The organism is Streptomyces sp. NPDC006798 (assembly GCF_040635975.1).
GTDB lineage: Bacteria > Actinomycetota > Actinomycetes > Streptomycetales > Streptomycetaceae > Streptomyces.
The window spans coordinates 1-24,790 of record NZ_JBEYIS010000061.1 but is presented as its reverse complement, the minus strand read 5'-3'; the positions used below and the strand labels follow the sequence as shown (position 1 = coordinate 24,790).

General features: G+C 72.8%; 18 protein-coding genes. 7 read left to right on the top strand and 11 right to left on the bottom strand.

Annotated features, from left to right (window positions below; genetic code table 11):
* Nucleotides 1–13: 13 nt before the first annotated feature.
* From ABZ714_RS29910 to ABZ714_RS29890, 5 genes are all read right to left on the bottom strand, one after another.
* Nucleotides 14–976, bottom strand: a complete 963-nt coding sequence (locus ABZ714_RS29910) for a DUF1152 domain-containing protein (protein ID WP_358828484.1) — start codon at nucleotides 974–976, stop codon at nucleotides 14–16.
* Nucleotides 977–1,046: 70 nt separating this feature from the next.
* A complete protein-coding gene (locus ABZ714_RS29905) occupies nucleotides 1,047–2,186 on the bottom strand; it encodes a hypothetical protein (protein WP_358828483.1) in 1,140 nt (379 codons plus the stop codon).
* Between the two features lie 723 nt (nucleotides 2,187–2,909).
* On the bottom strand, nucleotides 2,910–4,643 hold the full coding sequence (locus ABZ714_RS29900; RefSeq protein ID WP_358828500.1) for a phospho-sugar mutase: 1,734 nt from the start codon (nucleotides 4,641–4,643) through the stop codon (nucleotides 2,910–2,912).
* A gap of 122 nt (nucleotides 4,644–4,765) precedes the next feature.
* Nucleotides 4,766–5,581 (bottom strand): purine-nucleoside phosphorylase, encoded by an 816-nt coding sequence (locus tag ABZ714_RS29895; protein WP_358828499.1) that lies wholly within the window; start codon nucleotides 5,579–5,581, stop codon nucleotides 4,766–4,768.
* Nucleotides 5,582–6,609: 1,028 nt separating this feature from the next.
* On the bottom strand, nucleotides 6,610–7,047 hold the full coding sequence (locus ABZ714_RS29890; RefSeq protein WP_358828482.1) for a gamma-glutamylcyclotransferase: 438 nt from the start codon (nucleotides 7,045–7,047) through the stop codon (nucleotides 6,610–6,612).
* 369 nt (nucleotides 7,048–7,416) lie between these two features.
* Here ABZ714_RS29890 and ABZ714_RS29885 point away from each other — a divergent pair, with 369 nt between their 5' ends.
* Both ABZ714_RS29885 and ABZ714_RS29880 read left to right on the top strand, forming a co-directional pair.
* Entirely contained in the window at nucleotides 7,417–8,856 is a 1,440-nt protein-coding gene (locus tag ABZ714_RS29885; RefSeq protein ID WP_358828481.1) for an NAD(P)H-quinone dehydrogenase, read from the top strand.
* Nucleotides 8,857–9,039: 183 nt separating this feature from the next.
* Nucleotides 9,040–10,029, top strand: coding sequence for a DeoR/GlpR family DNA-binding transcription regulator (locus ABZ714_RS29880; protein WP_358828480.1), 990 nt, complete (start codon nucleotides 9,040–9,042; stop codon nucleotides 10,027–10,029).
* Between the two features lie 325 nt (nucleotides 10,030–10,354).
* Here ABZ714_RS29880 and ABZ714_RS29875 read toward each other — a convergent pair whose 3' ends face one another.
* From ABZ714_RS29875 to ABZ714_RS29860, 4 genes are all read right to left on the bottom strand, one after another.
* Nucleotides 10,355–10,996, bottom strand: coding sequence for a helix-turn-helix domain-containing protein (locus tag ABZ714_RS29875; protein ID WP_358828479.1), 642 nt, complete (start codon nucleotides 10,994–10,996; stop codon nucleotides 10,355–10,357).
* Nucleotides 10,997–11,154: 158 nt separating this feature from the next.
* The gene (locus tag ABZ714_RS29870) at nucleotides 11,155–12,909 is read right to left on the bottom strand and encodes a biotin carboxylase N-terminal domain-containing protein (RefSeq protein ID WP_358828478.1); all 1,755 of its coding nucleotides are present in this window, start codon (nucleotides 12,907–12,909) and stop codon (nucleotides 11,155–11,157) included.
* An 816-nt stretch (nucleotides 12,910–13,725) separates the two neighbouring features.
* Entirely contained in the window at nucleotides 13,726–14,364 is a 639-nt protein-coding gene (locus ABZ714_RS29865; protein ID WP_358828477.1) for a nucleoside triphosphate pyrophosphatase, read from the bottom strand.
* Between the two features lie 177 nt (nucleotides 14,365–14,541).
* Entirely contained in the window at nucleotides 14,542–14,670 is a 129-nt protein-coding gene (locus ABZ714_RS29860) for a hypothetical protein (protein WP_358828476.1), read from the bottom strand.
* Nucleotides 14,671–15,477: 807 nt separating this feature from the next.
* Here ABZ714_RS29860 and ABZ714_RS29855 point away from each other — a divergent pair.
* Nucleotides 15,478–17,181: an FAD-binding protein gene (locus tag ABZ714_RS29855; RefSeq protein WP_358828475.1), complete on the top strand. Its 1,704-nt coding sequence runs from the start codon at nucleotides 15,478–15,480 to the stop codon at nucleotides 17,179–17,181.
* Between the two features lie 218 nt (nucleotides 17,182–17,399).
* Here ABZ714_RS29855 and ABZ714_RS29850 read toward each other — a convergent pair whose 3' ends face one another.
* Complete coding sequence (locus ABZ714_RS29850; RefSeq protein WP_358828474.1) at nucleotides 17,400–17,609, bottom strand: acyl-CoA carboxylase epsilon subunit; 210 nt, start codon at nucleotides 17,607–17,609, stop codon at nucleotides 17,400–17,402.
* A gap of 14 nt (nucleotides 17,610–17,623) precedes the next feature.
* Entirely contained in the window at nucleotides 17,624–19,222 is a 1,599-nt protein-coding gene (locus ABZ714_RS29845; protein ID WP_358828473.1) for an acyl-CoA carboxylase subunit beta, read from the bottom strand.
* A 137-nt stretch (nucleotides 19,223–19,359) separates the two neighbouring features.
* Between ABZ714_RS29845 and ABZ714_RS29840 the strand changes: the two genes are divergently transcribed.
* The 4 genes from ABZ714_RS29840 (at nucleotide 19,360) to ABZ714_RS29825 (ending at nucleotide 24,468) form a co-directional block, all read left to right on the top strand.
* The gene (locus tag ABZ714_RS29840; RefSeq protein ID WP_358828472.1) at nucleotides 19,360–20,304 is read left to right on the top strand and encodes a biotin--[acetyl-CoA-carboxylase] ligase; all 945 of its coding nucleotides are present in this window, start codon (nucleotides 19,360–19,362) and stop codon (nucleotides 20,302–20,304) included.
* A 615-nt stretch (nucleotides 20,305–20,919) separates the two neighbouring features.
* Nucleotides 20,920–21,996: an adenylate/guanylate cyclase domain-containing protein gene (locus ABZ714_RS29835; RefSeq protein ID WP_358828498.1), complete on the top strand. Its 1,077-nt coding sequence runs from the start codon at nucleotides 20,920–20,922 to the stop codon at nucleotides 21,994–21,996.
* A gap of 191 nt (nucleotides 21,997–22,187) precedes the next feature.
* Nucleotides 22,188–23,096: an enoyl-CoA hydratase-related protein gene (locus ABZ714_RS29830; RefSeq protein ID WP_358828471.1), complete on the top strand. Its 909-nt coding sequence runs from the start codon at nucleotides 22,188–22,190 to the stop codon at nucleotides 23,094–23,096.
* Between the two features lie 88 nt (nucleotides 23,097–23,184).
* On the top strand, nucleotides 23,185–24,468 hold the full coding sequence (locus ABZ714_RS29825; RefSeq protein ID WP_358828470.1) for a diguanylate cyclase: 1,284 nt from the start codon (nucleotides 23,185–23,187) through the stop codon (nucleotides 24,466–24,468).
* The last annotated feature ends 322 nt before the right edge of the window (nucleotides 24,469–24,790 follow it).

Here is a 24,790-nt window from a genome sequence, read left to right as displayed (position 1 = left end):
GTCCGGCCGGCGGTCAGTGGGGGAACCGGCGCGGCGGACGGGTCACCAGGGTGTCGCGGTACTCCGCGATCCGGGAGTGGACCTGCCGCATCAGCCGGGTGTCCTCGATCCGGTCCAGATAGAGACAGCGGGCGGCGAGCCCCGGCAGCTCGAAGGCGAAATACAGCGACATCAGCGGATTGACGAACAGCTCACTGCCCCGGGTGCGGTCGGTGAAGCGGACGTCACCGAACGAGCCCCGGACCGCCGCCGCGATCGAACCGTTGACGATACTGGGCCGGTCCGGGGTGTGATCCTGGGCATGGGCCACCGCGTCGAGATAGAGCGCCCCCTCAAGCGTGGCGCGCGGTATGGAGAACGCGCCCAGATAGGCGCCGTCGCGCTCCAGGGCGGCGATGTTCTCCAGCACCTGGACATGGTTCACCCCGTGGTACGCGTCCACTCCGAAGCCCACCGAGACCACCAGCCGGGTCGCCACCTCGTCCATCGCCGCCAGCGCCGCGACGCTGGTCAGATCCTCCTCCGGGGTGCCGAGCCCGGCCTCGTCGCCGCGCATCAGGATGTCCGTACCGCCGTCGACCAGGACCACCGCGTCGATCTCATGGCGCTCCACCAGCGCCCGGTAGGCCGCGCGCAGCGGCTGCACCCCGGTGAGGGGGAAGGCGTACACGGTGGACGGATAGTTGTGGATCCGCAGCCACCGGGCGAGGGTCCGCTCCGGGAAGTACGCCTGGTGGGGCGCCGAATCCGGGGTGACGACGGCCAGGTCGGGGGCCGCCCAGTCGTCCTGCGGCAGCCCGGCGAGGGCACTGAACGACAGATTCGCCAGCCGGACGTCCTTGCCCTGATGGAGCAGGGAGAGGGCGAGCGGCAGCCCGGAGTAGATGTCGAAGCCGCCGCCCGCACCCGCCACGAGGATCCGCTCGGCCCCTTCGAGTCGGGCGAAGACGGGATTGGCATGGAGAAAGGTCGTCATGACCGTCATTGTGCGGAGCCGTACGGGCCCGGCGCCCGGGAATTTCCCGACGGCCGGGCCCTTCCGCGTATTACGGCGGGCCCGGCCAGACCAGGAGCATGTAGGCGCTGAGCCAGGTCGACAGCAGGACCGCCGAGACCAGCACCACCACCAGCGGCGCGCGGCGGGCCCGGGCGAGGGTCACCGCCAGAGGCAGCAGCAGCGGGAACGCGGGCAGCAGAAAACGGGCCCGGGGGAAATAGACCCCCGCACTGCCCAGCACCACCACCAGCAGCACCCCGGTGAAAACCAGCAGCACCAGCGGCTGCCGGTCCGTCAGGGTCAGGACGTACGACACCACCGCCAGCACCAGACACGCCGAGACCGCCAGACTGAACAACTGCGGCCGGGTCTCGTAGACCAACTGCTGCCGCAGCTCCAGCAGCGTCGCCCGGCCGCCGTCCCACTCGTTCTTCCAGAGCCGCTGAACCGCGAAATAGCCGTCCACCCGCCCCACCCGGGCCCCCACCCAGCCCACGAACCCCAGCCACCCCAATGGCGCCAGCACCGCACCCGCCACCGCGCGCGTACGGGCCCGGCCCCGGACCCGACGGGCCGCCAACAGGGCCCCCAGGACGATCGCCGCCGCCAGGGCGATACCCGTGGGGCGGGTCAGGCCCGCGAGACACGCCAATACGCCCGCCGACAGCCAGCGGCCCGTCAACGCCGCATACAGCGACCACGCGCACAACGCCGTGAACAGGGACTCCGTATAACCCATCCACTGCACGACGGCGACCGGCAGCACCCCCCACAACACCGTCAGCAACGTACCCACCCGACGGCCGTGCAGCCGCTCCCCGACCGCGTGGATCCCCCACGCCGCGACGAACGAACACCCCACCGCGATCAACAGCCCCGCCGACGCCCGCGGAACCGCACCGGGCGCCGCCGCCGAGGCCGCCCGCACCAGCAGCGGATACAGCGGGAAGAAGGCGAGATTGTTGGCATTGACCCGGGTCCCCAGCTCAGCCGCGTACCCGTGCTCCGCGATCCCCAGATACCAGCCGGAATCCCACGACGTCGCCAGCGTCGGCCACACCCCGTGCCCCTTGGCATGCGCCAGCCGGGCCAGAAACGCCAGCCCCACCAGCCGCACCAGCAGATACGCCACCAGCGCCGGAGCCGCCGAACGCAACGACCGCGCGACCCGGTGCGCCCGGCGTCGCATCCCCGACGAAGGTTCTCCGCGCGGCGCGGACGGCCGCCGGGCCCGCCGGGACCGCCGGGAAGCGGGAACGTACACGGCACGGACGGGAGACGCGGCGGGGGACAACGACGGCAGCTCCTGACACTCGGCGCGCGCCTGCGGGGGCGCTACCGGGCCACCATTGCCCGGCGGGCGCCGGGGCGGGGGTGCTCTGAGGTAGGGGCGCCGCGGGAATCACCCGTGCGGGGCAGCCGGGACGCCACCTGTACGAAATCTGTTCCCGTGCCGCGGGGAGGGGGCGCCGCGCCGCGCCCGGCGGCCTGATGTTGTTCGCGGTCTGCGCGACCAGCCAGCCGCCGGGCAGCAGGTGGACCACCGACACCAGGTGGCAGCATCCCCTCCCCCGGGACGGGCTTCAGCACCAGGGGACAAGTGCATTCGGCGTGGTCGGGGGGTGCGGGGTCGCCCCCTGGGGGTCCCCCCAAAGGCAGCTTTGGGGGAGGACGGCGGAGAATAACGGGTCTCCTGAAGAAGACCCTCACTTCCGCCGTCCGTGAGGAGGTGAGCCCGGAGGCCACCGACCCTCCCGACGCAGAACAAGACCGCCCGCATACCGCTGGAGCAACGGTCACAACGTCAACAGCCCCGCCGGCGCCTGAGGCGCGAACAGCCCCGCCTGGCCACAGGCAACCCCGGCACCAGGCGGGCCGGGGACCAGGAACCCCACAGCGGGAGGCGACCCCGTTAGATGCCCGCCGCCGAGGCGACGTCCTGCTTCAGGGACGCGAGGAGTTCCTCCGCCCGCGCCCGCGCCGAGCCCAGTTCCGACCGGTCGCCGACCGGGACCACGACCTCCAGGTAGCACTTCAGCTTGGGCTCCGTGCCGCTCGGACGGACGATCACCCGGGCCCGGTACGCGCCGTCGAGGTGGTAGCGGAGGCCGTCCGTCGGCGGCAGCGACGCGGATCCGGCGGTGAGATCCTCCGCGCCGGCCACCGTCAGCCCCGCCAGTTCCTTCGGCGGGGCCGTCCGCAGCCGGGCCATCGCGTCCGCGATGACGCCGAGGTCCTGGACCCGGACCGAAAGCTGGTCGGTGGCGTGCAGCCCGTGCTCGACCGCCAGGTCGTCGAGCAGGTCCGTGAGCGTACGGCCCTCCTCCTTGAGGACGGACGCCAGCTCGGTGATCAGCAGCGCCGCCGTGATGCCGTCCTTGTCGCGGACGCCCTCCGGGTCGACGCAGTAGCCGAGCGCCTCTTCGTAGCCGTACCGCAGGCCGTCGACGCGGGCGATCCATTTGAAGCCGGTCAGGGTCTCCGCGTACGGCAGCCCCGCCGCTTCGGCGATCCGGCCGAGCAGGGACGAGGAGACGATCGACTCGGCGAAGACGCCCCGGGCGCCGGAGCGCACCAGGTGCGCGGCGAGCAGCGCGCCGACCTCGTCGCCGCGGAGCATCCGCCAGTCGCTCCCGGCGGGCGCGGCGACGGCGCAGCGCTCCGGGTCGGGGGTGGCGGCGGGCGCGCCACCGGGCGCGGCCGGGACGGCGACGGCGCAGCGGTCCGCGTCGGGGTCGTTGGCGATCACCAGATCGGGCCGGACCCGGGCGGCCGTCGCGAAGGCGAGGTCCATCGCGCCCGGCTCTTCCGGGTTGGGGAAGGCGACCGTGGGGAACTCGGGGTCCGGGTCCGCCTGCTCGGCGACGAGTACCGGCGCGGGGAAGCCCGCCCGGGCGAAGGCCGCCTCCAGCACCGGACGGCCGACCCCGTGCATCGCCGTGTACACGGTCGTCGCCGTCCGCGGCGTACCGGGCGAGAGGACCGCGTCCGTACGCTCCAGATACGCGGTCACCACCTCGTCGCCGAGGGTCTGCCAGCCGGAGTCCGCGAGCGGTACGTCCGCCAGGCTCGCGATCGCGTCGATCTCCGCCGCGATCCCGGTGTCGGCGGGCGGCACGATCTGCGAGCCGTCGCCGAGATAGACCTTGTAGCCGTTGTCGCGCGGCGGATTGTGGGAGGCCGTGACCTCCACCCCGGCGACGGCGCCCAGATGCCGTATGGCGAAGGCGAGTACGGGGGTCGGCAGCGGGTGGGGCAGTACGGCGGCCCGCAGCCCGGCGCCGACCATCACGGCGGCGGTGTCCCGGGCGAAGTCGGCGGACTTGTGGCGCGCGTCGTAGCCGATCACGACGAGTCCGTCGGCCGCGCCCTCCGTTTTGAGGTACGCGGCGAGCCCGGCCGCGGCCCGGATGACGACCGCACGGTTCATCCGCATCGGTCCCGCGCCCAGCTCGCCCCGGAGCCCGGCGGTGCCGAACTGGAGCGTGCCGGAGAAGCGGGCCGCCAGCTCGGCGGCGGGCTTCCCGTGGGCGCCGTCCGTCCGTGCCGCGTCGATCAGCTCGGCCAGTTCCTCGCGGGTGTCGGGATCGGGGTCCTCGGCGAGCCAGCGCTCGGCGCGCTCGATGAGTCGGCCGAACTCCTGGATGCCGTGGATACCCTGGGTGTCCTGGGCGTGCTGGTGCTGCACGGTCGGAATCGCCTCTCGTCTACGGACAGTCGGTGCGGGTGCGCGAGTGCGCGGACGCGCGGGCGCGGGTGGGGCGGGGATCAGATCCGGGACAGGACCCGGGTCAGCAGCTCGCCCATCCGCGCGGCCGAGTCACGGCCCGCCTGAAGGACTTCCTCGTGGTTGAGGGGCTCGCCCGACATACCCGCCGCCAGATTGGTGACGAGGGAGATGCCCAGCACCTCGGCGCCCGCCTCACGAGCCGCGATGGCCTCCAGGACCGTGGACATGCCGACCAGGTCGCCACCGATCGTCCGGACCATGTTGATCTCGGCCGGGGTCTCGTAGTGCGGCCCGGTGACCTGCACGTACACCCCCTCCTCCAGAGACTCGTCGATCTCCTTGCAGAGGGCACGGAGCCGGGGCGAGTAGAGGTCCGTCAGATCGACGAACCGTGCGCCCACGATCGGGGAGGTGGCGGTCAGATTGATGTGGTCGCTGATCAGGACCGGCTGACCGGGGCGCATGCCCTGGCGCAGGCCGCCGCAGCCGTTCGTCAGGACGACGGTCTTGCAGCCCGCGGCGACGGCGGTCCGCACCCCGTGGGCGACGGCGGCGACCCCGCGGCCCTCGTAGTAGTGCGTACGGCCCAGGAAGACGAGGGCGCGCTTCTCGCCGATCCGGTACGAGCGGATCTTGCCGCCGTGCCCCTCCACCGCGGGCGGCGGGAAACCGGGCAGCTCGGTGACCGGGAACTCGGCCTCGGGCGCGCCGAGCGCCTCGGCTGCCGGGGCCCAGCCGGAGCCCATCACCAGGGCGACGTCATGGGCGTCGGCCCCGGTCAGCTCGCGCAGCCGCGCGGCGGCGGCGTCCGCGAGGTCGTGGGGGGTGGCGGGGGCGTCGAGGCCCGGATTCACATGTGCGTTCACGCGAATGAGGGTAGCCGCTGATTCCCTACGCGCGTAGATGACGGAGCTACGGACACGAGGATCGTTGCGTTGTCGTTTCCCACGAGGTCGCCTCCCGCTGTGGGGTTCCTGGTCCCGGGGGCCCTTCGCACTCGGGTTGCCTGTGCCAGGCGGGTCGCTTGCGCCGCGCGCCCCCGGGCGCCTGGTGCCGGGGTTCCCCGCCTCGCGCGGGGTCTTCGCGCCTCAGGCACCGGCGGGGCGGGGGCGCCTCCCGCTGTGGGGTGCGCCGCGTCGGGGCGCCTGGTGCCGGGGGTGCCTGTGCCCAGGCGGGGCCGTTCGCGCCTCAGGCGCCGGCGGGGCGGGGGCGCCTCCGGCTGGGGGGTGCGCCGCGTCGGGGCGCCTGGTGCCGGGGTTCCCCGCCTCGTGCGGGGTCTTCGCGCCTCAGGCGCCGGCGGGGCTGAGGGAGATGTGACCGTCGCTCCAGCGGTATGCGGGCGCACTTGTGCGGCGTCGGGAGGGTCGGTGGCCTCCGGGCTCACCTCCTCACGGACGGCGGAAGTGGGGGTCTTCTTCAGGAGACCCGTTTCTTATCCGCCGTCCTCCCCCAAAGCTGCCTTTGGGGGGACCCCCAGGGGGCGACCCCGCACCCCCCGACCACGTGCACTGGTCATGTCTCCTGGGGCTGGAGCCCGTCCCGGGGAGGGGAAGGGTGTGGCCTGGTGTTGCTGGTCCACCTGCTGGCCGGTGGCTGGCTTGTCGCGCAGTTCCCCGCGCCCCTAGGTTGCCCCGCCTGCCGAGTCTCGGAAAGGGCCCCGCCCCTCTTCCCGGGGCCGCCGGGACCCTTTCAGGACCGGCGATGGGGAGAGCATTTAGGGGCGCGGGGAACTGCGCGACCAGCCACAGACGACCCGCGGACCGCGAACAAGATCAGGTTGCCGGGCGCGGCCCGGGTTTGGGCCGGTGCCCCGGGAGTGGGGAGCTGCGCGAGCAAGGGGCAGGCGGGCGCGGCGCGGCGCGCCGGAGCGCTGAGGGGCTCCTCAGCAGGGGCGTTTGCGGAGTTCCATGACGTAGTCGTGCGGCGCGCCCGCCGATTCCGCCGCGTCCGCGATCTCCCCCAGGTAGCGTGCCGACGGCAGCCCGCCCTCGTAGCCGTTGAGGACGTACACCCAGGCGGGTTCCTCCCCGTCGAGGGTGTGGACCCGGATCCGCATCCGCCGGTAGATGTCGAGGCCGACGCCTTCCCAGCGGTCCATGGAGTCCTCGTCCATCGGCGCGACGTCGTAGAGCGCGACGAAGACCTGGGAGCGCGGCGCCTCCACGATCGTGGCCAGTGCCCCTTCCCAGCCCATCTGCTCGCCGCCGAAGGTGAGCCGCCAGCCGGTCAGCCAGCCCGTGCCGCGCAGCGGCGAGTGCGGAGCGCGGCGGCTCATCAGCCGCGCGTCGAGGTTGCCGGCGTACGCGGCGTAGAGCGACATGGGATCGAGGGTACGGGAGGGGCGCGGGTGGCCGCCTTTTTGGAAGGTGCCGCCGGGATGTGCCACTCCCGCCGCGCTCCGCCTCGGACGGGCCCGGCGCCCGCCCGCCGGGCCTCGGTCCGCCCGGTGGCGCGTTTTCGCTGTTCGGGGACGTTTCCGGTGGCCCGCCGGGTCCGCCGCGCCCCGGTCGGACCGGTACCGGGGACCGCCGCGCGCGGCGTACGGCGGCCCGGGGACGGAGCAGGTTGATGCGTGCGGGACAATGGGGTACGTACTCCAGTCCGGCGGGACGCACCACGGGGCCCGCCCGGCGGGCACCGGCCCACCCATCCGTACCCGGCAGCAACGAGAGCGCGAGGCGTAACCCCAGTGACCCGGATCGTGATCATCGGCGGCGGACCCGGCGGATACGAGGCGGCCCTGGCGGGCGCCCAACTCGGCGCGGAGGTGACCGTCGTCGACTGCGACGGCCTCGGCGGCGCGTCCGTCCTGACCGACTGCGTGCCCTCGAAGACCCTCATCGCGACCGCCGAGGTGATGACCACCTTCGACTCGTCGTACGAGGAACTCGGCATCATCATCGCCGACGACACCCCGCCCCTGGAGCAGTCCGCCAGGGTCACCGGTGTCGACCTGGGCAAGGTCAACCGGCGGGTGAAGCGGCTGGCGCTCGCCCAGTCCCACGACATCACCGCCTCCGTGACCCGCGCGGGCGCCCGGGTGCTGCGCGGCCGGGGCCGGCTGGAGGGCCAGCAGGCCTCGGACGGGTCCCGTACGGTCGTCGTCACCGCCGCGGACGGCTCGGAGGAGCGGCTCACCGCCGACGCCGTACTGATCGCCACCGGCGGCCACCCCCGGGAGATCCCCGACGCGCTGCCCGACGGCGAGCGGATCCTGAACTGGACCCAGGTCTACGACCTCGACGAGCTGCCCGAGGAACTGATCGTGGTCGGTTCCGGTGTCACCGGTGCCGAGTTCGCCGGGGCCTACCAGGCGCTGGGCTCCCGGGTCACCCTGGTCTCCTCCCGCGACCGGGTGCTCCCCGGTGAGGACCCCGACGCCGCGGCCGTCCTGGAGGACGTCTTCCGGCGCCGCGGGATGAATGTGATGGCCCGCTCCCGCGCCGAGTCCGCCAAGCGGGTCGGCGACCGGGTCGAGGTCACCCTCTCCGACGGCCGGGTCATCTCCGGTACGCACTGTCTGATGGCGGTCGGCGCGATCCCCAACACGGCGGGCATGGGTCTGGAGGAGGCCGGCGTACGGCTCAAGGACTCCGGGCACATCCTGACCGACAAGGTCTCCCGTACCTCCGCGCCCGGCGTCTACGCGGCCGGAGACGTCACGGGCGTCTTCGCCCTCGCGTCGGTGGCGGCCATGCAGGGCCGGATCGCGATGTACCACTTCCTCGGCGACGCGGTGCAGCCGCTCAACCTGAAGACCGTGTCGTCGAACGTCTTCACCGACCCCGAGATCGCGACCGTCGGCTTCACCCAGGCCGATGTCGACGCCGGGCTGATCGACGCCCGGGTGGTGAAGCTGCCGCTGCTGCGGAACGCGCGGGCCAAGATGCAGGGCATCCGCGACGGCTTCGTCAAGATCTTCTGCCGTCCCGGGACGGGCATCGTCGTCGGCGGCTGTGTCGTGGCACCCCGGGCGAGTGAACTGATCCATCCGATCTCGATCGCGGTCGACAACAATCTGACCGTGGAGCAGATCGCCAACGCGTTCACCGTCTACCCGTCGCTGTCGGGCTCGATCGCCGAGGTCGCGCGCCAGCTCCACACCCGTAAGGTGACCGGCGAGAGCTGAGCCCGACCGGGCCGGGTCCGGTACGGGCCCGGCCGGTTCCGGCCCGCCGCCGATCATCTTCCGACCGGCGGACGGTCAACTGCGGACGGCCCTATACCACTTGTCGGCGCGGTGCGCGCGCAATACTTGGCAATCAGTGCATAGAGCTGAAAACTGTCGGCGCGGCAGGTTACTGTCAGTTTCGTGTTCGCTGCTGAACGTCGCCAACTGATCCTCGAAATGGTGCGTGCCAACGGAGCCGTATCGCTCCGGGAACTCGCCCGGGTCGTCCAGACATCCGAAGTCACCGTCCGCCGGGACGTCCGCGCGCTGGAGGCCGAAGGGCTCCTCGACCGCAGGCACGGCGGCGCGGTTCTGCCGGGCGGCTTTACCCGCGAATCCGGCTTCCCCCAGAAGTCCCTCTCCGCCACCGCCGAGAAGACCGCCATCGCCGACCTCGCCGCCGGGCTCGTCGGCGAGGGCGAGGCGATCGTCGTCGGCGCCGGAACGACCACACAGGAGCTGGCCCGGCGGCTGGCCCGGGTACCCGGACTGACCGTGGTCACCAACTCCCTGCTCGTCGCCCAGGCGCTGGCCCACGCCAACCGGGTCGAGGTGGTGATGACCGGCGGCACCCTCCGGGGCAGCAACTACGCCCTCGTCGGCAGCGGCGCCGAACAGTCCCTCCAGGGGCTGCGGGTCTCCCGCGCGTTCCTCTCCGGCAGCGGGCTCACCGCCGAACGCGGACTCTCCACCTCCAACATGCTCTCCGCCAGCGTCGACCGGGCCCTGGTCCAGGCCGCCTCGGAGGTCGTCGTCCTCGCCGACCACAGCAAACTCGGCGCCGACACCATGTTCCAGACCGTGCCCACGGATGTGATCACCCGGCTCGTCACCGACGAACCGCCCGTACACGACGACCGCGCGGCGACGGAACTCCAGGCGCTGGCCGACCAGGGGGTGCAGATCGCGGTCGCGGGCGGTACGTCACCGGGCACCGGGCCCGACGGCGCGCCCGCGGGCCGTGGTCACCGCCGCGAAGTCCCCCTCCCGGGCCCCCGCCGGACCCGTGGCGGTACGGGCCCCGCGCGCTTCACCCCGGCGGGGCTGGAGCGGGACACGCCCGGTGGTGGGGGCGGTGGCGGTATGGACCGGGAGCGGGGGGCGCGGGTGGCGGACCTCCGTCGCCGCTAGCCTCCGGCCCGGACCCACCACGATTTTCGCCCCCGTCCTGTGCGCCGTGCGCCCAGTCGGGCGGGCGTTGTCGGCGCCCTGCGGCCCGCCTGTGGCCGTTCGCGCAGTCCCCCGCGCAACCTAATGCTCTCCCCGGAGCCGCCTTGGGAAAGGGGGTCCCGACTCTCTGGGAGGCCGGTCAGGAGGGCAACCAGGGGCGCGGGGAACTGCGCGAACGGCCCACGACGGCGCGCGGACGCCCGGCAACGCCCGCCCGGCTGGGCGGATGGCGCGGGCCTCACCCGGAGAGCCGAGGCGCTGGGGGTCGCGGCGCGGCCCGGAGGGGCTACCGCGTCAGGCCGCGGAGGGTGAGGGTCAGGAGGCGGTCCGGGAGAGCGGGGTCCGCGGGGGACTGGTCCGCCGCGAGGGAGATCGCGTTGGTGAGCTGCATCAGGTCGGCGATGGACGCGTCCTCGCGGACCTGCCCCGCCGCCACCGCCCGCTCCAGCAGCCGCGCCCCCGCGTCGGTGAGGAGCGAGCAGGACGCGGAGAGCGCCGAGTCCGTGTCGTGGGAGGCCGACATCAGTGCCCCGGCGAGGCCCCGGTACTCACCGGAATGGGTGATCAGGGTACGGAGCCATTCGGCCAGCGCCTCCCGCGCGTCGGGCGCGTCGGCGAGGGTCCGGGAGCGGTCGAGGAGGACTCCGACGGCGTCCTGGAAGACGGCGCTCATCATGGCGTGCCGGTTGGGGAAGTGCCGGTAGAGGGTGCCGATGCCGACGCCGGAGCGGCGGGCGATCTCCTCCAGGGACGCGTCCGTGCCGTGTTCGGCGAAGACGGCACGGGCCTCGGCGAGGAGCCGTTCGTAGTTGCGGCGGGCGTCGGCCCGTTTGGGGCGGCCCGCCGGTCCGGGTTCCCGTACGCCCTCGGTGGCCCGCCCCGCCCCGGTCGCGGCCGCAGCCGTGTCCGGCGCCGTCGTCGTCCCCATCACGCCCGTCCTCTCGGTCCACCCCGTCGCACCAGGATGCCATCCGGGTGACGTACGGCCGGACCGGTGACGCGGTGCCGCGCGTCGTACGGCGGTACGGCGAAGGGCCCGCCGGTCATCGCGACCGGCGGGCCCTCCGTACGGCGGGTGACGTCCGGTCAGTCCTTGATCTCGCAGATCAGGGCGCCGGAGGAGATGGAGGCGCCGACCTCCAGGCCGAGGCCCTTGATGGTGCCCGAGCGGTGTGCGTTCAGGGGCTGTTCCATCTTCATCGCCTCCAGGACGACGACCAGATCGCCCTCGGAGACCTGCTGGCCCTCCTCGACGGCGACCTTGACGATGGTGCCCTGCATCGGGGAGGCGAGGGCGTCGCCGGACGCGGCGGCCGAGGAGCGCTTGGCGGCGCGGCGCTTGGGCTTGGCCCCGGCGGCCAGGCCGGTACGGGCCAGGGTCATTCCGAGGTGCGCCGGGAGGGAGACCTCCAGACGCTTGCCGCCGACCTCGACGACGACCGTCTCGCGGTCGAGCTCCTCGTCGCCGTCGGCGTCGGCGGAGGCCGTGAAGGCGGGGATCTCGTTGACGAACTCGGTCTCGATCCACCGGGTGTGGACCCGGAACGGGTCGCTGGTGAAGTCGGGGTCGACCACGGCCGCCCGGTGGAACGGGATCGCGGTGGCCATGCCCTCGACCCGGAACTCGGCCAGGGCGCGGGCGGCCCGCTGGAGGGCCTGCTCGCGGGTGGCGCCGGTGACGATCAGCTTGGCGAGCAGGGAGTCCCAGGCGGGGCCGATGACGCTGCCGGACTCGACGCCCGCGTCGAGCCGGACACCGGGTCCCGCGGGCGGCTCGAAGACGGTGACCGTGCCGGGCGCGGGGAGGAAGTTGCGGCCCGGGTCCTCGCCGTTGATCCGGAACTCGAAGGAGTGCCCGCGGACCGGCGGGTCGTCGTAGCCCAGCTCCTCGCCGTCGGCGATCCGGAACATCTCGCGGACCAGGTCGAGGCCGGTGACCTCCTCGGTGACCGGGTGTTCGACCTGGAGCCGGGTGTTGACCTCCAGGAAGGAGATCGTGCCGTCGAGGCCGACCAGGAACTCGACCGTGCCCGCGCCGACGTATCCGGCCTCCTTGAGGATGGCCTTGGACGCCCGGTACAGCTCGGCGTTCTGCTCGTCGCTGAGGAACGGCGCCGGGGCCTCCTCGACCAACTTCTGGTGGCGCCGCTGGAGGGAGCAGTCCCGGGTCGACACGACGACGACATTGCCGTGCTGGTCGGCGAGGCACTGGGTCTCCACGTGCCGCGGCTTGTCCAGGTACCGCTCCACGAAGCACTCGCCCCGGCCGAAGGCCGCGACGGCCTCGCGGACGGCGGAGTCGTACAGCTCGGGCACTTCTTCGAGGGTGCGGGCGACCTTCAGCCCGCGCCCGCCGCCGCCGAACGCGGCCTTGATGGCGATCGGCAGCCCGTTCTCCCGGGCGAAGTCGACGACCTCGTCGGCGCCGGACACCGGGTCGGGCGTACCGGCGACCAGGGGGGCGCCCGCCCGCTGGGCGATATGCCGGGCGGCGACCTTGTCACCCAGGTCGCGGATCGCGGACGGCGGGGGTCCGATCCAGGTCAGCCCGGCGTCGATGACGGCCTGGGCGAACTCGGCGTTCTCGGACAGGAAGCCGTATCCGGGGTGGATCGCGTCGGCGCCCGAGTCCTTCGCGGCCTGCAACACCTTGGCCATGTCGAGATAGCTGGCCGCCGGGGTGTCACCGCCCAGGGCGAACGCCTCGTCGGCCGCGCGGACGTGCAGAGCGTCCCGGTCCGGATCGGCGTAGACGGCTACGCTCCCGATTCCGGCGTCCCGGCACGCCCGGGCGACGCGGACAGCGATTTCGCCTCGATTGGCGATGAGCACCTTGCGCACGATGGCTCCCTCCTTGAAACAAGCCGAGTTTAGGGACTGCCGACACGGCCGTTCGACCCGTCCCCTAGGGTGAGCTTGCCCACACGGAGCGTGATTCGAGGCTCGCTCGAGTCGCGAAATCCCTTGTCGCACCACGGTACGACGGGTTGCTTATCCCAGACAGTAGCCCCGGTGTGTGGCGCGGGTCTCTGTCCATGGGGCCAGCCGACCCACCCCTTTCTTTGTGGAATCCCTACGAATGGCCGAACGATTCTTCCCATTCTCCGAGGTCGGGTGGACCGTGTCGCCCGGGGCGGTCGCGGGTCAGGGGTGGGACAGGGGGTGTGCCTCCACTGTGCCTCCAGGGGCGCCACCGGGGCGCGGCGGGAGCACCCGCGGTGGACTCCCGGAGCGTAGGGGGAGCCCGCCCGCCGGGCCGTGCGCGGGGTGTGCGACCCGCTACCGGGGGTACGGCCCCGGGCCCGTGGGCGGCTGCCGGGGCCCGGTGGTGCCCCTGCGGCCCGGTCGATGTCCCCGGGTGGCTTCGATCCCGGGGTGATGATCGCCGAGGTTTCGGACGTGCGGTGCCGGTACGGCCTCTTCCCGGCCGGGTGGGCCGCGATCGCCCGCGTTGCCGCCGCCGACGGCCGCGCCCCGGCCGGTTCGCGGGGCGTCCTGATCGCGGCGGCGGTCCCGTCCGCCCCGCCCGGTGCCCGGTGCCACGCGGGCCCGCGGCGGGGCGATCCGGCTGCTGCCGACGGCGTACGGCACACCGGGCGGCGGCCGGGGAGGCGCTGACGAGGCCCCGGCGTGACGCGGCGGGTGTCGTGGTGTCCGTCAGCCCCTGGGGATCCAGAGGTCGGTCACCGAGTGGCCCAGCTCGGCCAGCAGGGTCCGCAGCATGGGCAGGGAGATGCCGATGACATTGCCGTGATCGCCGTCGATCCCGTCGACGAACGGCGCCGAGTAACCGCTGAGCGTGAACGCGCCCGCCACGTGCAGCGGTTCGCCGGTCGCGACGTACGCGGCGATCTCCGCGTCCGACGGCTCACCGAACCTGACCGTGGTCGACGCGGTCGCCGAGGCGATCCGGCCGGTCGCCGTATCGGTCACGCAGTGACCCGTCCGCAGTACCCCGGACCGGCCCCGCATCGCCTTCCAGCGGGCCGTCGCCTCCTCGGCGTCCACCGGCTTCCCGAGCGCCTCGCCGTCCAGATCCAGGACCGAATCGCAGCCGATCACCAGCGCGCCCGCGACCTCGGGGCGGGCCGCGACCACCGCCGCCTTCGCCTCCGCGAGCACCAGGGCCAGCTCGGCCGGGGTCGGGGCGGACAGGGCGTCCTCGTCGACCCCGCTGACGATCACCTCCGGATCGAGACCGGCCTCGCGGAGCAGCCGCAGCCGGGCGGGCGACGCGGAGGCGAGTACGAGACGGGGGCGCGGCACAGCGGGGCGGGGGGTGGCATGGGCGGTCATGCGGCCATCGTAGGCGCGGTTCGGCACGGGGTTACCCCCTTCGGACAGCCTCCGGGTACCCCTCACCGAGCCCGGGGCCGCGCCGGGCTCGGTGCCGGGTGTCCTGCCGGGTTTCCTGGCGGGACGGGGTTCGTACCGGCGTCGGTACCGGCGTCCGTGCCGGACCGCCCCGGGCGGCTATCTCAGGCCCACCACGATCATCCCCAGCACCATGGCCACCGCCAGCAGCAGCCCGGCCCGGCGGAGCATGTCCTGCGTCTCGCGCAGCTCCTCGGGGGGCTCGTTCTTCGGATCGGACCACAGCATGCCTCCGATGCTGCCGGGTGGGAGGGGGGTTACGCCTGAGTACGCGTACCTAAACGCCTCCCGCTCGGGGGTGCGCCGCCGTCGGGGCGCCGTGCCCGGCGGGTGTCGCCGGCGGGCCTGCGGGCCGCCTGTGGCTGGTCGCGCGGACCCGCCCCTATGCCTTCGGCGCTGGGAGGGCCCTCAGCTTCTTGGCCCTCCGGGGCACCGCCCCAAACCCGGGCCGCGCCCGGCGCCTTGATGTCGTCGGCGGTCTGCGGACCGCCCGTGGCTGGTCGCGCGGCTTCCCGCGCCCTCCGACTCGCCCCACTTCCCGGCTCCGGGAAAGGCGGGCGACGGGTGGATATCCATACATCGAGGATGCATTTATCTTGCATTTTCCTTACACGGGCAACCCTGTCCGGCGTCTGGGGCATCTACCTGTACGTCGAATTGATTCGAATCCTGTTTCCCGGTGGATGCGGCCTCCGGGGCATCGAGGAGAACCCTCATGGAGCTGTGCAAGGAGACCGGGCCCATCGCCTCGACGTCACCGGGGCAGGTGGGGCGGCTGGAGTGACGCCTGTGCCCGTCCCCTGCGGGTGCCGCCCGAAATCCCGGGTTCCGGTCGTTGCACAGAATGAATAACCCGACATATCGAGCCGCTTTTCCGGCGTCATAAGCGCCGTCGGCACCATCCACGCCCCGGAGAGAATTCTCCGTTCCGGGGTGACGGCACCGCATTGCCGTCTTCGGACAACGAGTACCGATCGCCGATCACCGAACTTCTGATCCACGACTTCCGACCACCGACTTTCCGGAGGACCGATCGTGAACAACCAGCAGCCCGAGAAGCGCGTGGGGCGCCGTTCCCTGCTCTCCGGCGCCGCGGCCGTGGCCGGGGGCGCCGCCCTGTCGACGGCCGTTCCCGCGGGGGCGGCCCAGGCCGCCACGAAGCCCCTCGCCAAGGTCGCCAACGTGGCCGCGACGCCCGCGATCATCGACATCGCCCCGGCGGATTCCCGCTTCCCCGACCTGGTGCGCGGTACCAATCAGCGGTGGGTGGCCACCCCGGAGAAGGTCCGGCTGGTGACCACCCCCACCCAGGCCGAGAGCGCCGTGCGGGAGGCGGTCACCGCCGGGAAGCGGCTCACCGTCCGCAGCGGCGGCCACTGTTACGAGGACTTCGTCTTCAACAGCCAGGTCCAGGTGGTCGTCGACCTGTCCGCGATGAACCAGGTCTACTACGACCCGGCCATGAACGCCTTCGCCATCGAGGCGGGCGCCTCCAACCTCCAGGTCTACGAGACCCTCTACAAGCTGTACGGGGTCACCATCCCCGCGGGCTCCTGCGCCTCCGTGGGCGCGGGCGGCCATATATCCGGCGGCGGGTACGGACTGCTCTCCCGGCAGCTCGGGCTGACCGTCGACTACCTCCACGCCGTCGAGGTCGTCGTGGTGCGGTCGAACGGCACCGTCGAGACCGTCAAGGCGAGCCGGGACGACACCGGGGCCCTGAAGGACCTGTGGTGGGCCCACACCGGCGGTGGCGGCGGCAACTTCGGGCTGATCACCCGCTACTGGATGCGGACGCCCGGCGCCACCGGCAACGACCCGACGACGCTGCTGCCCAAGCCGCCGTCCGAGGTCTTCGTCAACGCCATCAGCTTCCCCTGGCCGCAGATGGACCAGCAGGACTTCCAGAACCTGGTCAAGAACTTCGGCCGGTGGCACGAGCAGAACAGCGCGCCCAGCTCGCCGTACGCCGGGCTGTTCGGCCTGCTGAAGCTGAACGCCAACTCCGGGCCCAACAGCGCCATCGGTCTGCTGACCCAGATGGACGCCTCCACCCACGCCAACGCCCGGACCCTGCTGAACGACTATCTGACGGCGGTCACCGCGGGCGTCAACATCACCCCGCAGCCGATGAGCGTGGCGATGGGTGAGCACGCGGCGCTGCCCGGGTTCGACAAGACCCGCAAACTGCCCTGGTACATCGCCACCGACTACCTGAGCGGCGGCAACCCCACCCTCTACGGCAAGTACAAGTCGGCCTACGCCAAGAAGGCCATGTCGAGCTTCCAGGTCTCCGCCCTCTGGAACCACCTGAGCGCTCCGGCCCCCGACGGCCTCGAAGCCCTGGTCCAGATCGACTCCTACGGCTGCAAGGTCAACACCGTGGCGTCCGACGCCACCGCCGTGCCGCAGCGCGACTCGATCCTCAAGCTCCAGTACCAGGCGTACTGGACCGACCCGGCCAAGGAGACCGATAGCCTCGCCTGGATCCGCAACCTCTACAAGGCCGTGTACGCGGAGACCGGCAACGTCCCCGTACCCGGGTTCATCAACGACGGCTGCTACATCAACTATCCCGACAAGGACCTCAGCGACCCCGCCTTCAACACCAACCCGAACCCCCAGGACCACGCCCTCCAGCTCTACTACAAGGGCAACTACGCCCGGCTGAAGTCCACCAAGCTGGCCTGGGACCCGACGAACTTCTTCCGGCACGCCCAGTCCATCCCCGTGACGTAGGCCGACCGGCCGCCCCCGCGCGCCTGTGTGCGCGGGGGCGGCCCGGGCCGTGTCGTCACCATGGCGCCGTCCGCCCGGAGGGCGGGGCCGGCGGCGTCCGGTGCGTGCAATCGCAAGGCGGAGGGTTTCCCTCGTACTGGACGTACTTGGGAATCCCGACAACACAGCGATTGTGCGTGCCGGGCGTCGCGGGCCAGGCGGGACTTTCCGGACACGCCCTAGGCCGGCCAGGACGCGTGGGACCAGGCCCCGGGGGACGGCGGCGGAAGCGGCGCGCGGACCAGCCGGGCGGGGGCCGCCCACTCCGAGGCGCCCGCGCCCGGCGCCTCCGTACCGGGGGCGGCGCCGAGCGCGCGGGCCCGCACCACCGCCAGTGCCGCGGCCAGCTCCTCCGGCGTCGGATTGCCCCGAACGATCTTGATCATCATCGTGTCCGCCCCTCTCACAACGGGATGTTGCCGTGCTTCTTCGGCGGCAGGTTCTCCCGCTTCGTCCGCAGCTGCCGCAGCCCCCGGACGATCTGCGCCCGGGTCTCCGACGGCACGATCACCGCGTCCACATACCCCCGCTCCGCCGCCGTATACGGATTGAGCAGGGTGTCCTCGTACTCCGCGATCAGCCGCGCCCTGGTCTCCTCGCGCGCCTCGTCGCCGTCCGCCTCCGCGATCGCCCTGCGGTGCAGGATGTTCACCGCGCCCTGCGCGCCCATCACCGCGATCTGCGCGGTCGGCCAGGCGAGATTGAGATCGGCGCCCAGATGCTTGGAGCCCATCACGTCGTACGCCCCGCCGAACGCCTTCCGGGTGATCACCGTGATCAGCGGGACCGTCGCCTCCGCATAGGCGTAGATCAGCTTCGCGCCGCGCCGGATGATGCCCCCGTACTCCTGGTCGACACCGGGCAGGAACCCGGGGACGTCCACGAAGGTCAGTACCGGGACGTTGAAGGCGTCACAGGTCCGGACGAACCGTGCCGCCTTCTCCGACGCGTCGATGTCCAGACAGCCCGCGAACTGAAGCGGCTGGTTGGCCACCACCCCGACCGGCCGCCCCTCCACCCGCCCGAAGCCGGTGACGATATTGGGCGCGAAGAGCGCCTGCGTCTCCAGGAACTCCCCGTCGTCCAGGACGTGCTCGATCACCGTATGCATGTCGTACGGCTGATTGGCGCTGTCCGGGATCAGCGTGTCCAGCTCCCGGTCCTCGTCGGTCGGCGCGAGACCGGCCTCCTCCGGGAAGACCGGGGGCTCGGAGAGATTGTTCGACGGCAGATAGGAGAGCAGCGACTTGACGTACTCGACGGCGTCCTTCTCGTCCGCCGCCATATGGTGCGCCACACCCGACGTCGTGTTGTGGGTACGGGCTCCGCCCAGCGCCTCGAAACCGACGTCCTCACCGGTCACCGTCTTGATGACATCGGGACCCGTGATGAACATATGGGACGTCTGATCGACCATCACCGTGAAGTCGGTGATCGCGGGGGAGTAGACGGCGCCGCCCGCACAGGGCCCGACGACCAGGGAGATCTGCGGGATCACCCCGGACGCGTGGGTGTTGCGGCGGAAGATCTCGCCGTACATCCCGAGCGCGCTCACGCCCTCCTGGATCCGCGCGCCCCCGGAGTCGTTGATCCCGATCACCGGACAGCCCGTCTTCAGGGCGAAGTCCATCACCTTGATGATCTTCTGGCCGAAGACCTCGCCCAGCGCGCCGCCGAAGACCGTGAAGTCCTGCGAGAAGACCGCCACCGGACGGCCGTCGACCGTGCCGTAGCCGGTGACCACACCGTCCCCGTACGGCCGGGTCCGGTCCAGCCCGAAATTGTTCGACCGGTGCCGCGCCAGCCCGTCGAACTCGACGAACGACTCCTCGTCCAGCAGCAGGGCGATCCGCTCCCGCGCGGTCAGCTTCCCCTTGGCGTGCTGCTTCTCCACCGCCCGCGCCGAACCCGCGTGCACGGCCTCGTCGGTCCGGCGCCGCAGATCCTCGATCCGGCCCGCCGTGGTGTGGGTGGTGCTGTCGTACTGCTCCGGCTCTGACATCGGGATACGGCTCCCTGAACGCGACGAGAACGGGGGACGGGCGCCCGGCGGGTCGTCGCCTTCGGCTACCGGTTCGTAGCGTATCGGCGGCGATACGGCCGCGCAGTGCGGCGTATGCCACACCTACGCTGGCTTGCATGACGTCTGAGAATGCGCCTGGGACCAGCCCCGACGACCACCCGGCGGACGCCGCGCCCGGCACCGCGCCGGGCCCCGCCGGAACCGGCCGCTGGGGCGATCTGGACCGCCCTCCGCTGAACGCCCCCGCCCTCCGCCGGGCCCTCGTACGCCCCGGCGGACTGTGGACGTCCCTCGACGTCGTCCCCACCACCGGCTCCACCAACGCGGACCTGGTCGCCCGGGTCGGCCGCGAGCCGGGACTGCCCGAAGGCACCGTCCTGGTCGCCGAGGAACAGACCGCGGGCCGGGGCCGCCTCGACCGGCGGTGGACCGCCCCCGCCCGCTCCGGGATCTTCCTCTCCGTACTGCTGCGCCCGGGAACCGGCGTCCCGGTGGAGCGCTGGGGCTGGCTGCCGCTGCTCGCCGGGGTCGCGGCCGCCACCGGACTCAGCCGCTCCGCCGGGGTCGACATGTCCCTCAAATGGCCCAACGACCTGCTCGTCCGGGTCGGCGGCGAGGAGCGCAAGACCGGCGGGATCCTGATGGAACGCGCGGGCGGCCCCGAGGACGGCGCGGTCGTCGTCGGGATCGGGATCAACGTCACCCTGCGCGCCGGTGAACTGCCGGTACCCACCGCCGGATCGCTGGTCCTGGCGGACGCGGTCTCCACCGACCGCGATCCGCTGCTGCGGGCCGTCCTGCGGTCCCTGGAGCGGTGGTACGGCGACTGGCGCGCGGCGGGCGGCGACCCGGCCGCCTCGACCGTGCAGGCGGCATATGCGGCGGGCTGTGCGACGCTGGGCCGTACGGTACGGGCCGAACTGCCCGGCGACCGGTCCCTGACCGGCGAGGCGGTCGCGCTCGACGGCGACGGACGGCTGGTCCTGGCCCTGGCGGGCGGGGAGCGGCGGGCCGTCGGCGCGGGTGACGTGGTCCATCTGCGGCCGGCGGCGACGGACTGACCCGGGACGGGTGCGGCGTACGGGGCAGGCGGGGTGCGTGGCGTACGGCAGGTACCGTCCACCCCGTGCGGCGCCGTAGGTTCGCCCCGTGACGTCACCCGGCCGGTGGCGCCGGGCGACAGCGTGCGGCGGGGCGTCCGGCGGTCCCGCGGGTGCCGTCGCGGTATCCCGCCGGCCATGGCGTGATGCCTGGTCGGCGGTGGTACGGCGATCGGAGGGAGCCGGTGGAGGCCCGGCTCACGGCGGTCCCCGGCCCACGGCGGACCGGAACCGCCGGGAGGACGTGAGCCAGGGCACATCTGCCGTATCGTTGAGGCGATCGAGCGACAGAGCGGCAGGACAATTGCGCGGGGAAAGGGCAGGAGGCGGCTGGTGACCGTCGACGACACCACTTCCGGCGCGGGCGCGTCCGACGACTCCGGACGTTCCGGCGAGTCCGGGGCGTCCGCGGCGGCTTCGGGGGCCTCTGGGTCTTCGGGGGCTTCGGCGGCGGACGACGCGGGCCCTCCCGCGGACCCCGGCCGCGCGGGCGGCCCGGCGCGTACGGGCTCCGCGTCCGGGCCCGGCCAGGGCTCTGGTCCGGCTCCGGGACCGGCGGCCGTACACCCCACCCCGCTGCACGCCGTCGACCACACCGCCGAACCCACCGACGACCCCCTCGCCATCCGGCTCGAACAGCTCATCCTCGGCGCCGAACGCCGCTACACCCCCTTCCAGGCCGCCAGGACCGCCGGAGTCTCCATCGAACTCGGCTCCCGCTTCTGGCGGGCCATGGGCTTCGCCGATATCGGCCAGGCCAAAGCCCTCACCGAAGCCGACGTCCTGGCGCTCCGGCGGCTCGCCGGACTCGTCGAAGCCGGACTGCTGAGCGAACCCATGGCCATCCAGGTCGCCCGCTCCACCGGCCAGACCACGGCCCGGCTCGCCGAATGGCAGATCGACTCCTTCCTCGAAGGACTCACCGAACCGCCCGAACCGGGCATGACCCGGACCGAAGTCACCTACCCGCTGATCGAACTGCTCCTGCCCGAACTCCAGGAGTTCCTCGTCTACGTCTGGCGGCGCCAGCTCGCCGCCGCCACCGGACGCGTCGTCCAGGCCGCCGACGACGAGGAGATGGTCGACCGGCGGCTCGCCATCGGCTTCGCCGACCTCGTCGGCTTCACCCGGCTCACCCGGCGGCTCGAAGAGGAGGAACTCGGCGAACTCGTCGAAATCTTCGAGACCACCGCCGCCGACCTCGTCGCCGCGCACGGCGGCCGGCTCATCAAGACCCTCGGTGACGAAGTGCTGTACGCCGCCGACGACTCCGGCACCGCCTCCGAGATCGCGCTCCGGCTGATCGACGCGATGCAGCAGGACGACGTCATGCCGTCCCTCCGGGTCGGACTCGCCTTCGGGACCGTCACGACCCGGATGGGCGACGTCTTCGGGACGACCGTCAATCTGGCCAGCAGGCTCACCTCGATAGCGCCCAAGGACACCATCCTGGTCGACGGCGCCTTCGCCCTCGAACTCATCAGGAACGGCGACGCGCCCAAATCCGAGACGCAGGCGGCGGAGGAGGCCGCGACGGCCGAGAAGGAGGGCGAGCCCCCGCCGCCGTACCGCTACGCGCTCCAGCCGATGTGGCAGCGCCCGGTGCGGGGTCTCGGCGTGGTGGAACCCTGGATGCTCTCGCGTCGCGTCTGACGCGGGGCTTTCCGGGTGTGCCGCGCCGGGCGGGCGTGGTCGGCGGTCCGCGGGCCGCGAACAACAATCAGTCGCCGGGCGTGGCCGGTCATGGCGTGGCGGGGCGAGGTACGCGCGTGGCGGGGGCTTGCGGAAGAGCGAGAGGCGCGGCCTATGATCCGGTGAACCGTCGTTAACCGGGAGGGTGTCGGATGTCCGTACCGCCGTCGGAAGGTCCGCTGCCCCCGCATTCCTCGCCCCCGCTCTCCCCCTCCTTCCTCGCCGCGGACGCGGCAGGCGCGGCCGGGGAGCCCGGGGACGCGGCGCCGTCCGAGCGGCGGTTCGGCGAGTACGTGACCGTCCGCACCCACGGCCATGTCGCCGAACTCGTCCTCGACCGCCCCGCCGCCATGAACGCGGTCTCCTCGGCGATGGCCCGCTCCATCGCCGAGGCGTGTACGGCGCTCGCGGCCGACCGGGACGTCCGGGTGACCGTACTGACCTCCTCCCACGACCGGGCCTTCTGCGTCGGCGCCGATCTGAAGGAACGCAACTCGTTCTCCGACGCCGACTTGGTACGGCAGCGCCCGCTGGCCCGGGCCGCGTACACCGGCGTGCTGGAGCTGCCGATGCCCGCCGTCGCCGCCGTACACGGCTACGCCCTCGGCGGCGGCTACGAACTCGCCCTCGCCTGCGATGTGATCGTGGCCGACGCGACCACCGTGGTCGCCCTGCCCGAGGTGTCCGTGGGCGTCATCCCCGGCGGCGGCGGTACGCAACTGCTGCCCCGCCGGATCGGCGCCGCCCGCGCCGCCGAGCTGGTGTTCACCGCCCGCCGGGTCGCCGCCGACGAGGCGCTGGCACTGGGCCTGGTGGACCGGCTCGCGGCCGGCGCCGACGCCAGGACCGAGGCACTGGCGCTCGCCGACCGGATCGCCGGGAACTCACCGGTCGGGCTGCGGGCCGCCAAACGCGCCCTCCGGCTCGGGCAGGGGCTCGATCTGAAGGCCGGTCTCGAAGTGGAGGACGCGGCCTGGCGTACGGTCGCCTTCTCCGGGGACCGGGCGGAGGGCGTGGCCGCGTTCAACGAGAAGCGGAAGCCCGTGTGGCCGGGTGAATGAGCCGCCCACCGGCGGCCGTCACCCTGGGTGAGCCGACCCGGGCCAGTCCAACCAGCGGAATCCGGACAGAGGTCCTTAGGCTGGGGTGATGGCTGAGGATCGGCGATTGCGGGCCGTGGTGGCACTGGCCCAGGCGATGGCGGCGGCACAGACCCCGCGCGAGTTCTGGCGCGCCGCGGCGCTGGGCGCATGTGCCGCGCTCGACGGCTCCTTCGCCGCGCTCTCGATCTGGGAACGAGAGCTGGGCCGGTTGAAAGTGCTGGTCAACGCGGGGGCCCGGGCGGCGGACGAGGAGGAGTTCCCGGACGCCGAGACCTACCCCGTCAACCGGTTCCCCGAGATCACCGAATTTCTGCACGAGCGGTGGGCGGGCGGCGGCGAACCCGAGGCATGGGTCGAGACGGCGGAGCCGGAACACCCGGAGGACGGGGCGGCGGCGGCCGGAATCCGACCCGGGCGGAGTTCCGTGGTCCCGGAGTACGGCCCCGGGGACGACGGTCCGGGCGCGGCCGGCGTACCGGGGGCCGGAGAGCCCGTACGCGGCTACCGGCACCCCTCCGTGCCCCCGCCCGGCGGACCCGGCGGCCGGGCCGCCGCCCTCCGCCGCCGACGGCGCGGCTGCTGTGTCGTCGCGCCCATCGTGCTGCACGGGCGGGCCTGGGGCGAGCTGTACGTGGCCCGGCCCCTCGACGCGCCCGTCTTCGGCCGCGACGAGGCCCACTTCGCCACCGTCCTCGCCTCCGTCGTCGCCGCGGGCATCGCCCAGACCGAACGGCTGGAAGAAGTACGACGGCTCGCCTTCACCGACCCCCTCACCGGACTCGCCAACCGGCGCGCCGTCGACACCCGGCTCGACGAAGCCCTCGAACGGCACCGGGCCGACGGAACCGTCGTCAGCCTCGTCGTCTGCGACCTCAACGGACTGAAACGGGTCAACGACACCCACGGCCACGAAGTCGGCGACCGGCTCCTGGAACGCTTCGGATCCGTACTCTCCCTGTGCGGGGCGATGCTGACCGACGCACTCGCGGCGCGCCTCGGCGGCGACGAGTTCTGCCTGGTGTGCGTCGGTCCGTCGGCCGACGACGTCGTCCGGGTCGCGGACGAACTCTGCGTCCGGGCCGCCGAACTCGAACTCGGCGAAGGCGTCGCCTGCGGGGTCGCGTCCACGGGGGACCCGATCGGCCAGATCCGCACCGCGCGACGGCTGTTCCGGCTGGCGGACGCGGCGCAGTACCGGGCGAAGGCGGCGGGGTCGGCGAAGCCGGTGGTGGCGGGGCGGGACGGGGCGGTCCTCCGGCTCGCGGACGCGCCCCCGGGCGGGCGCCCCCCTCAGGACCGCCGCCGCTTCCGGGGCGCCCACCCGGAGTGACGATGCCCTCCGGGTGAGCTCCACGACCCGAGCCGCGCCCGGCGCGCTGCTGTTGTCGGCGGCCTGCGGGCCGCCTGTGGCTGTTCGCGCAGTTCCGCCCCCTATGCCTTCGGCGATGGGGGGACCCCCAGCGCCTTGGCTCTTCGGGGCGTCGCCTCACTACCCGGGCCGCGCCCGGCGGCCTGGTGTTGTCGGCGGTCTGCGGACCGTCTGTGGCTGGTCGCGCAGTTCCCCGCGCCCCTAACCACCTCCCCATTCACCGACCTCGTAAGAGGACGGGCCCCGTCAGGGGCGCCGGGCGCGGAGTGGGGCGTCCTCACCG

What these genes read in the sequence shown, in the direction of transcription:
- ABZ714_RS29910 (WP_358828484.1), bottom strand. Translation starts at nt 976, where the DNA reads ATGACGACCTTTCTCCATGCCAATCCCGTCTTCGCCCGACTCGAAGGG.
- ABZ714_RS29905 (WP_358828483.1), bottom strand. Translation starts at nt 2,186, where the DNA reads ATGCGACGCCGGGCGCACCGGGTCGCGCGGTCGTTGCGTTCGGCGGCT.
- ABZ714_RS29890 (WP_358828482.1), bottom strand. Translation starts at nt 7,047, where the DNA reads ATGTCGCTCTACGCCGCGTACGCCGGCAACCTCGACGCGCGGCTGATG.
- ABZ714_RS29875 (WP_358828479.1), bottom strand. Translation starts at nt 10,996, where the DNA reads ATGGGGACGACGACGGCGCCGGACACGGCTGCGGCCGCGACCGGGGCG.
- ABZ714_RS29865 (WP_358828477.1), bottom strand. Translation starts at nt 14,364, where the DNA reads ATGACCGCCCATGCCACCCCCCGCCCCGCTGTGCCGCGCCCCCGTCTC.
- ABZ714_RS29860 (WP_358828476.1), bottom strand. Translation starts at nt 14,670, where the DNA reads ATGCTGTGGTCCGATCCGAAGAACGAGCCCCCCGAGGAGCTGCGCGAG.
- ABZ714_RS29850 (WP_358828474.1), bottom strand. Translation starts at nt 17,609, where the DNA reads ATGATGATCAAGATCGTTCGGGGCAATCCGACGCCGGAGGAGCTGGCC.
- ABZ714_RS29845 (WP_358828473.1), bottom strand. Translation starts at nt 19,222, where the DNA reads ATGTCAGAGCCGGAGCAGTACGACAGCACCACCCACACCACGGCGGGC.
- ABZ714_RS29840 (WP_358828472.1), top strand. Translation starts at nt 19,360, where the DNA reads ATGACGTCTGAGAATGCGCCTGGGACCAGCCCCGACGACCACCCGGCG.
- ABZ714_RS29830 (WP_358828471.1), top strand. Translation starts at nt 22,188, where the DNA reads ATGTCCGTACCGCCGTCGGAAGGTCCGCTGCCCCCGCATTCCTCGCCC.
- ABZ714_RS29825 (WP_358828470.1), top strand. Translation starts at nt 23,185, where the DNA reads ATGGCTGAGGATCGGCGATTGCGGGCCGTGGTGGCACTGGCCCAGGCG.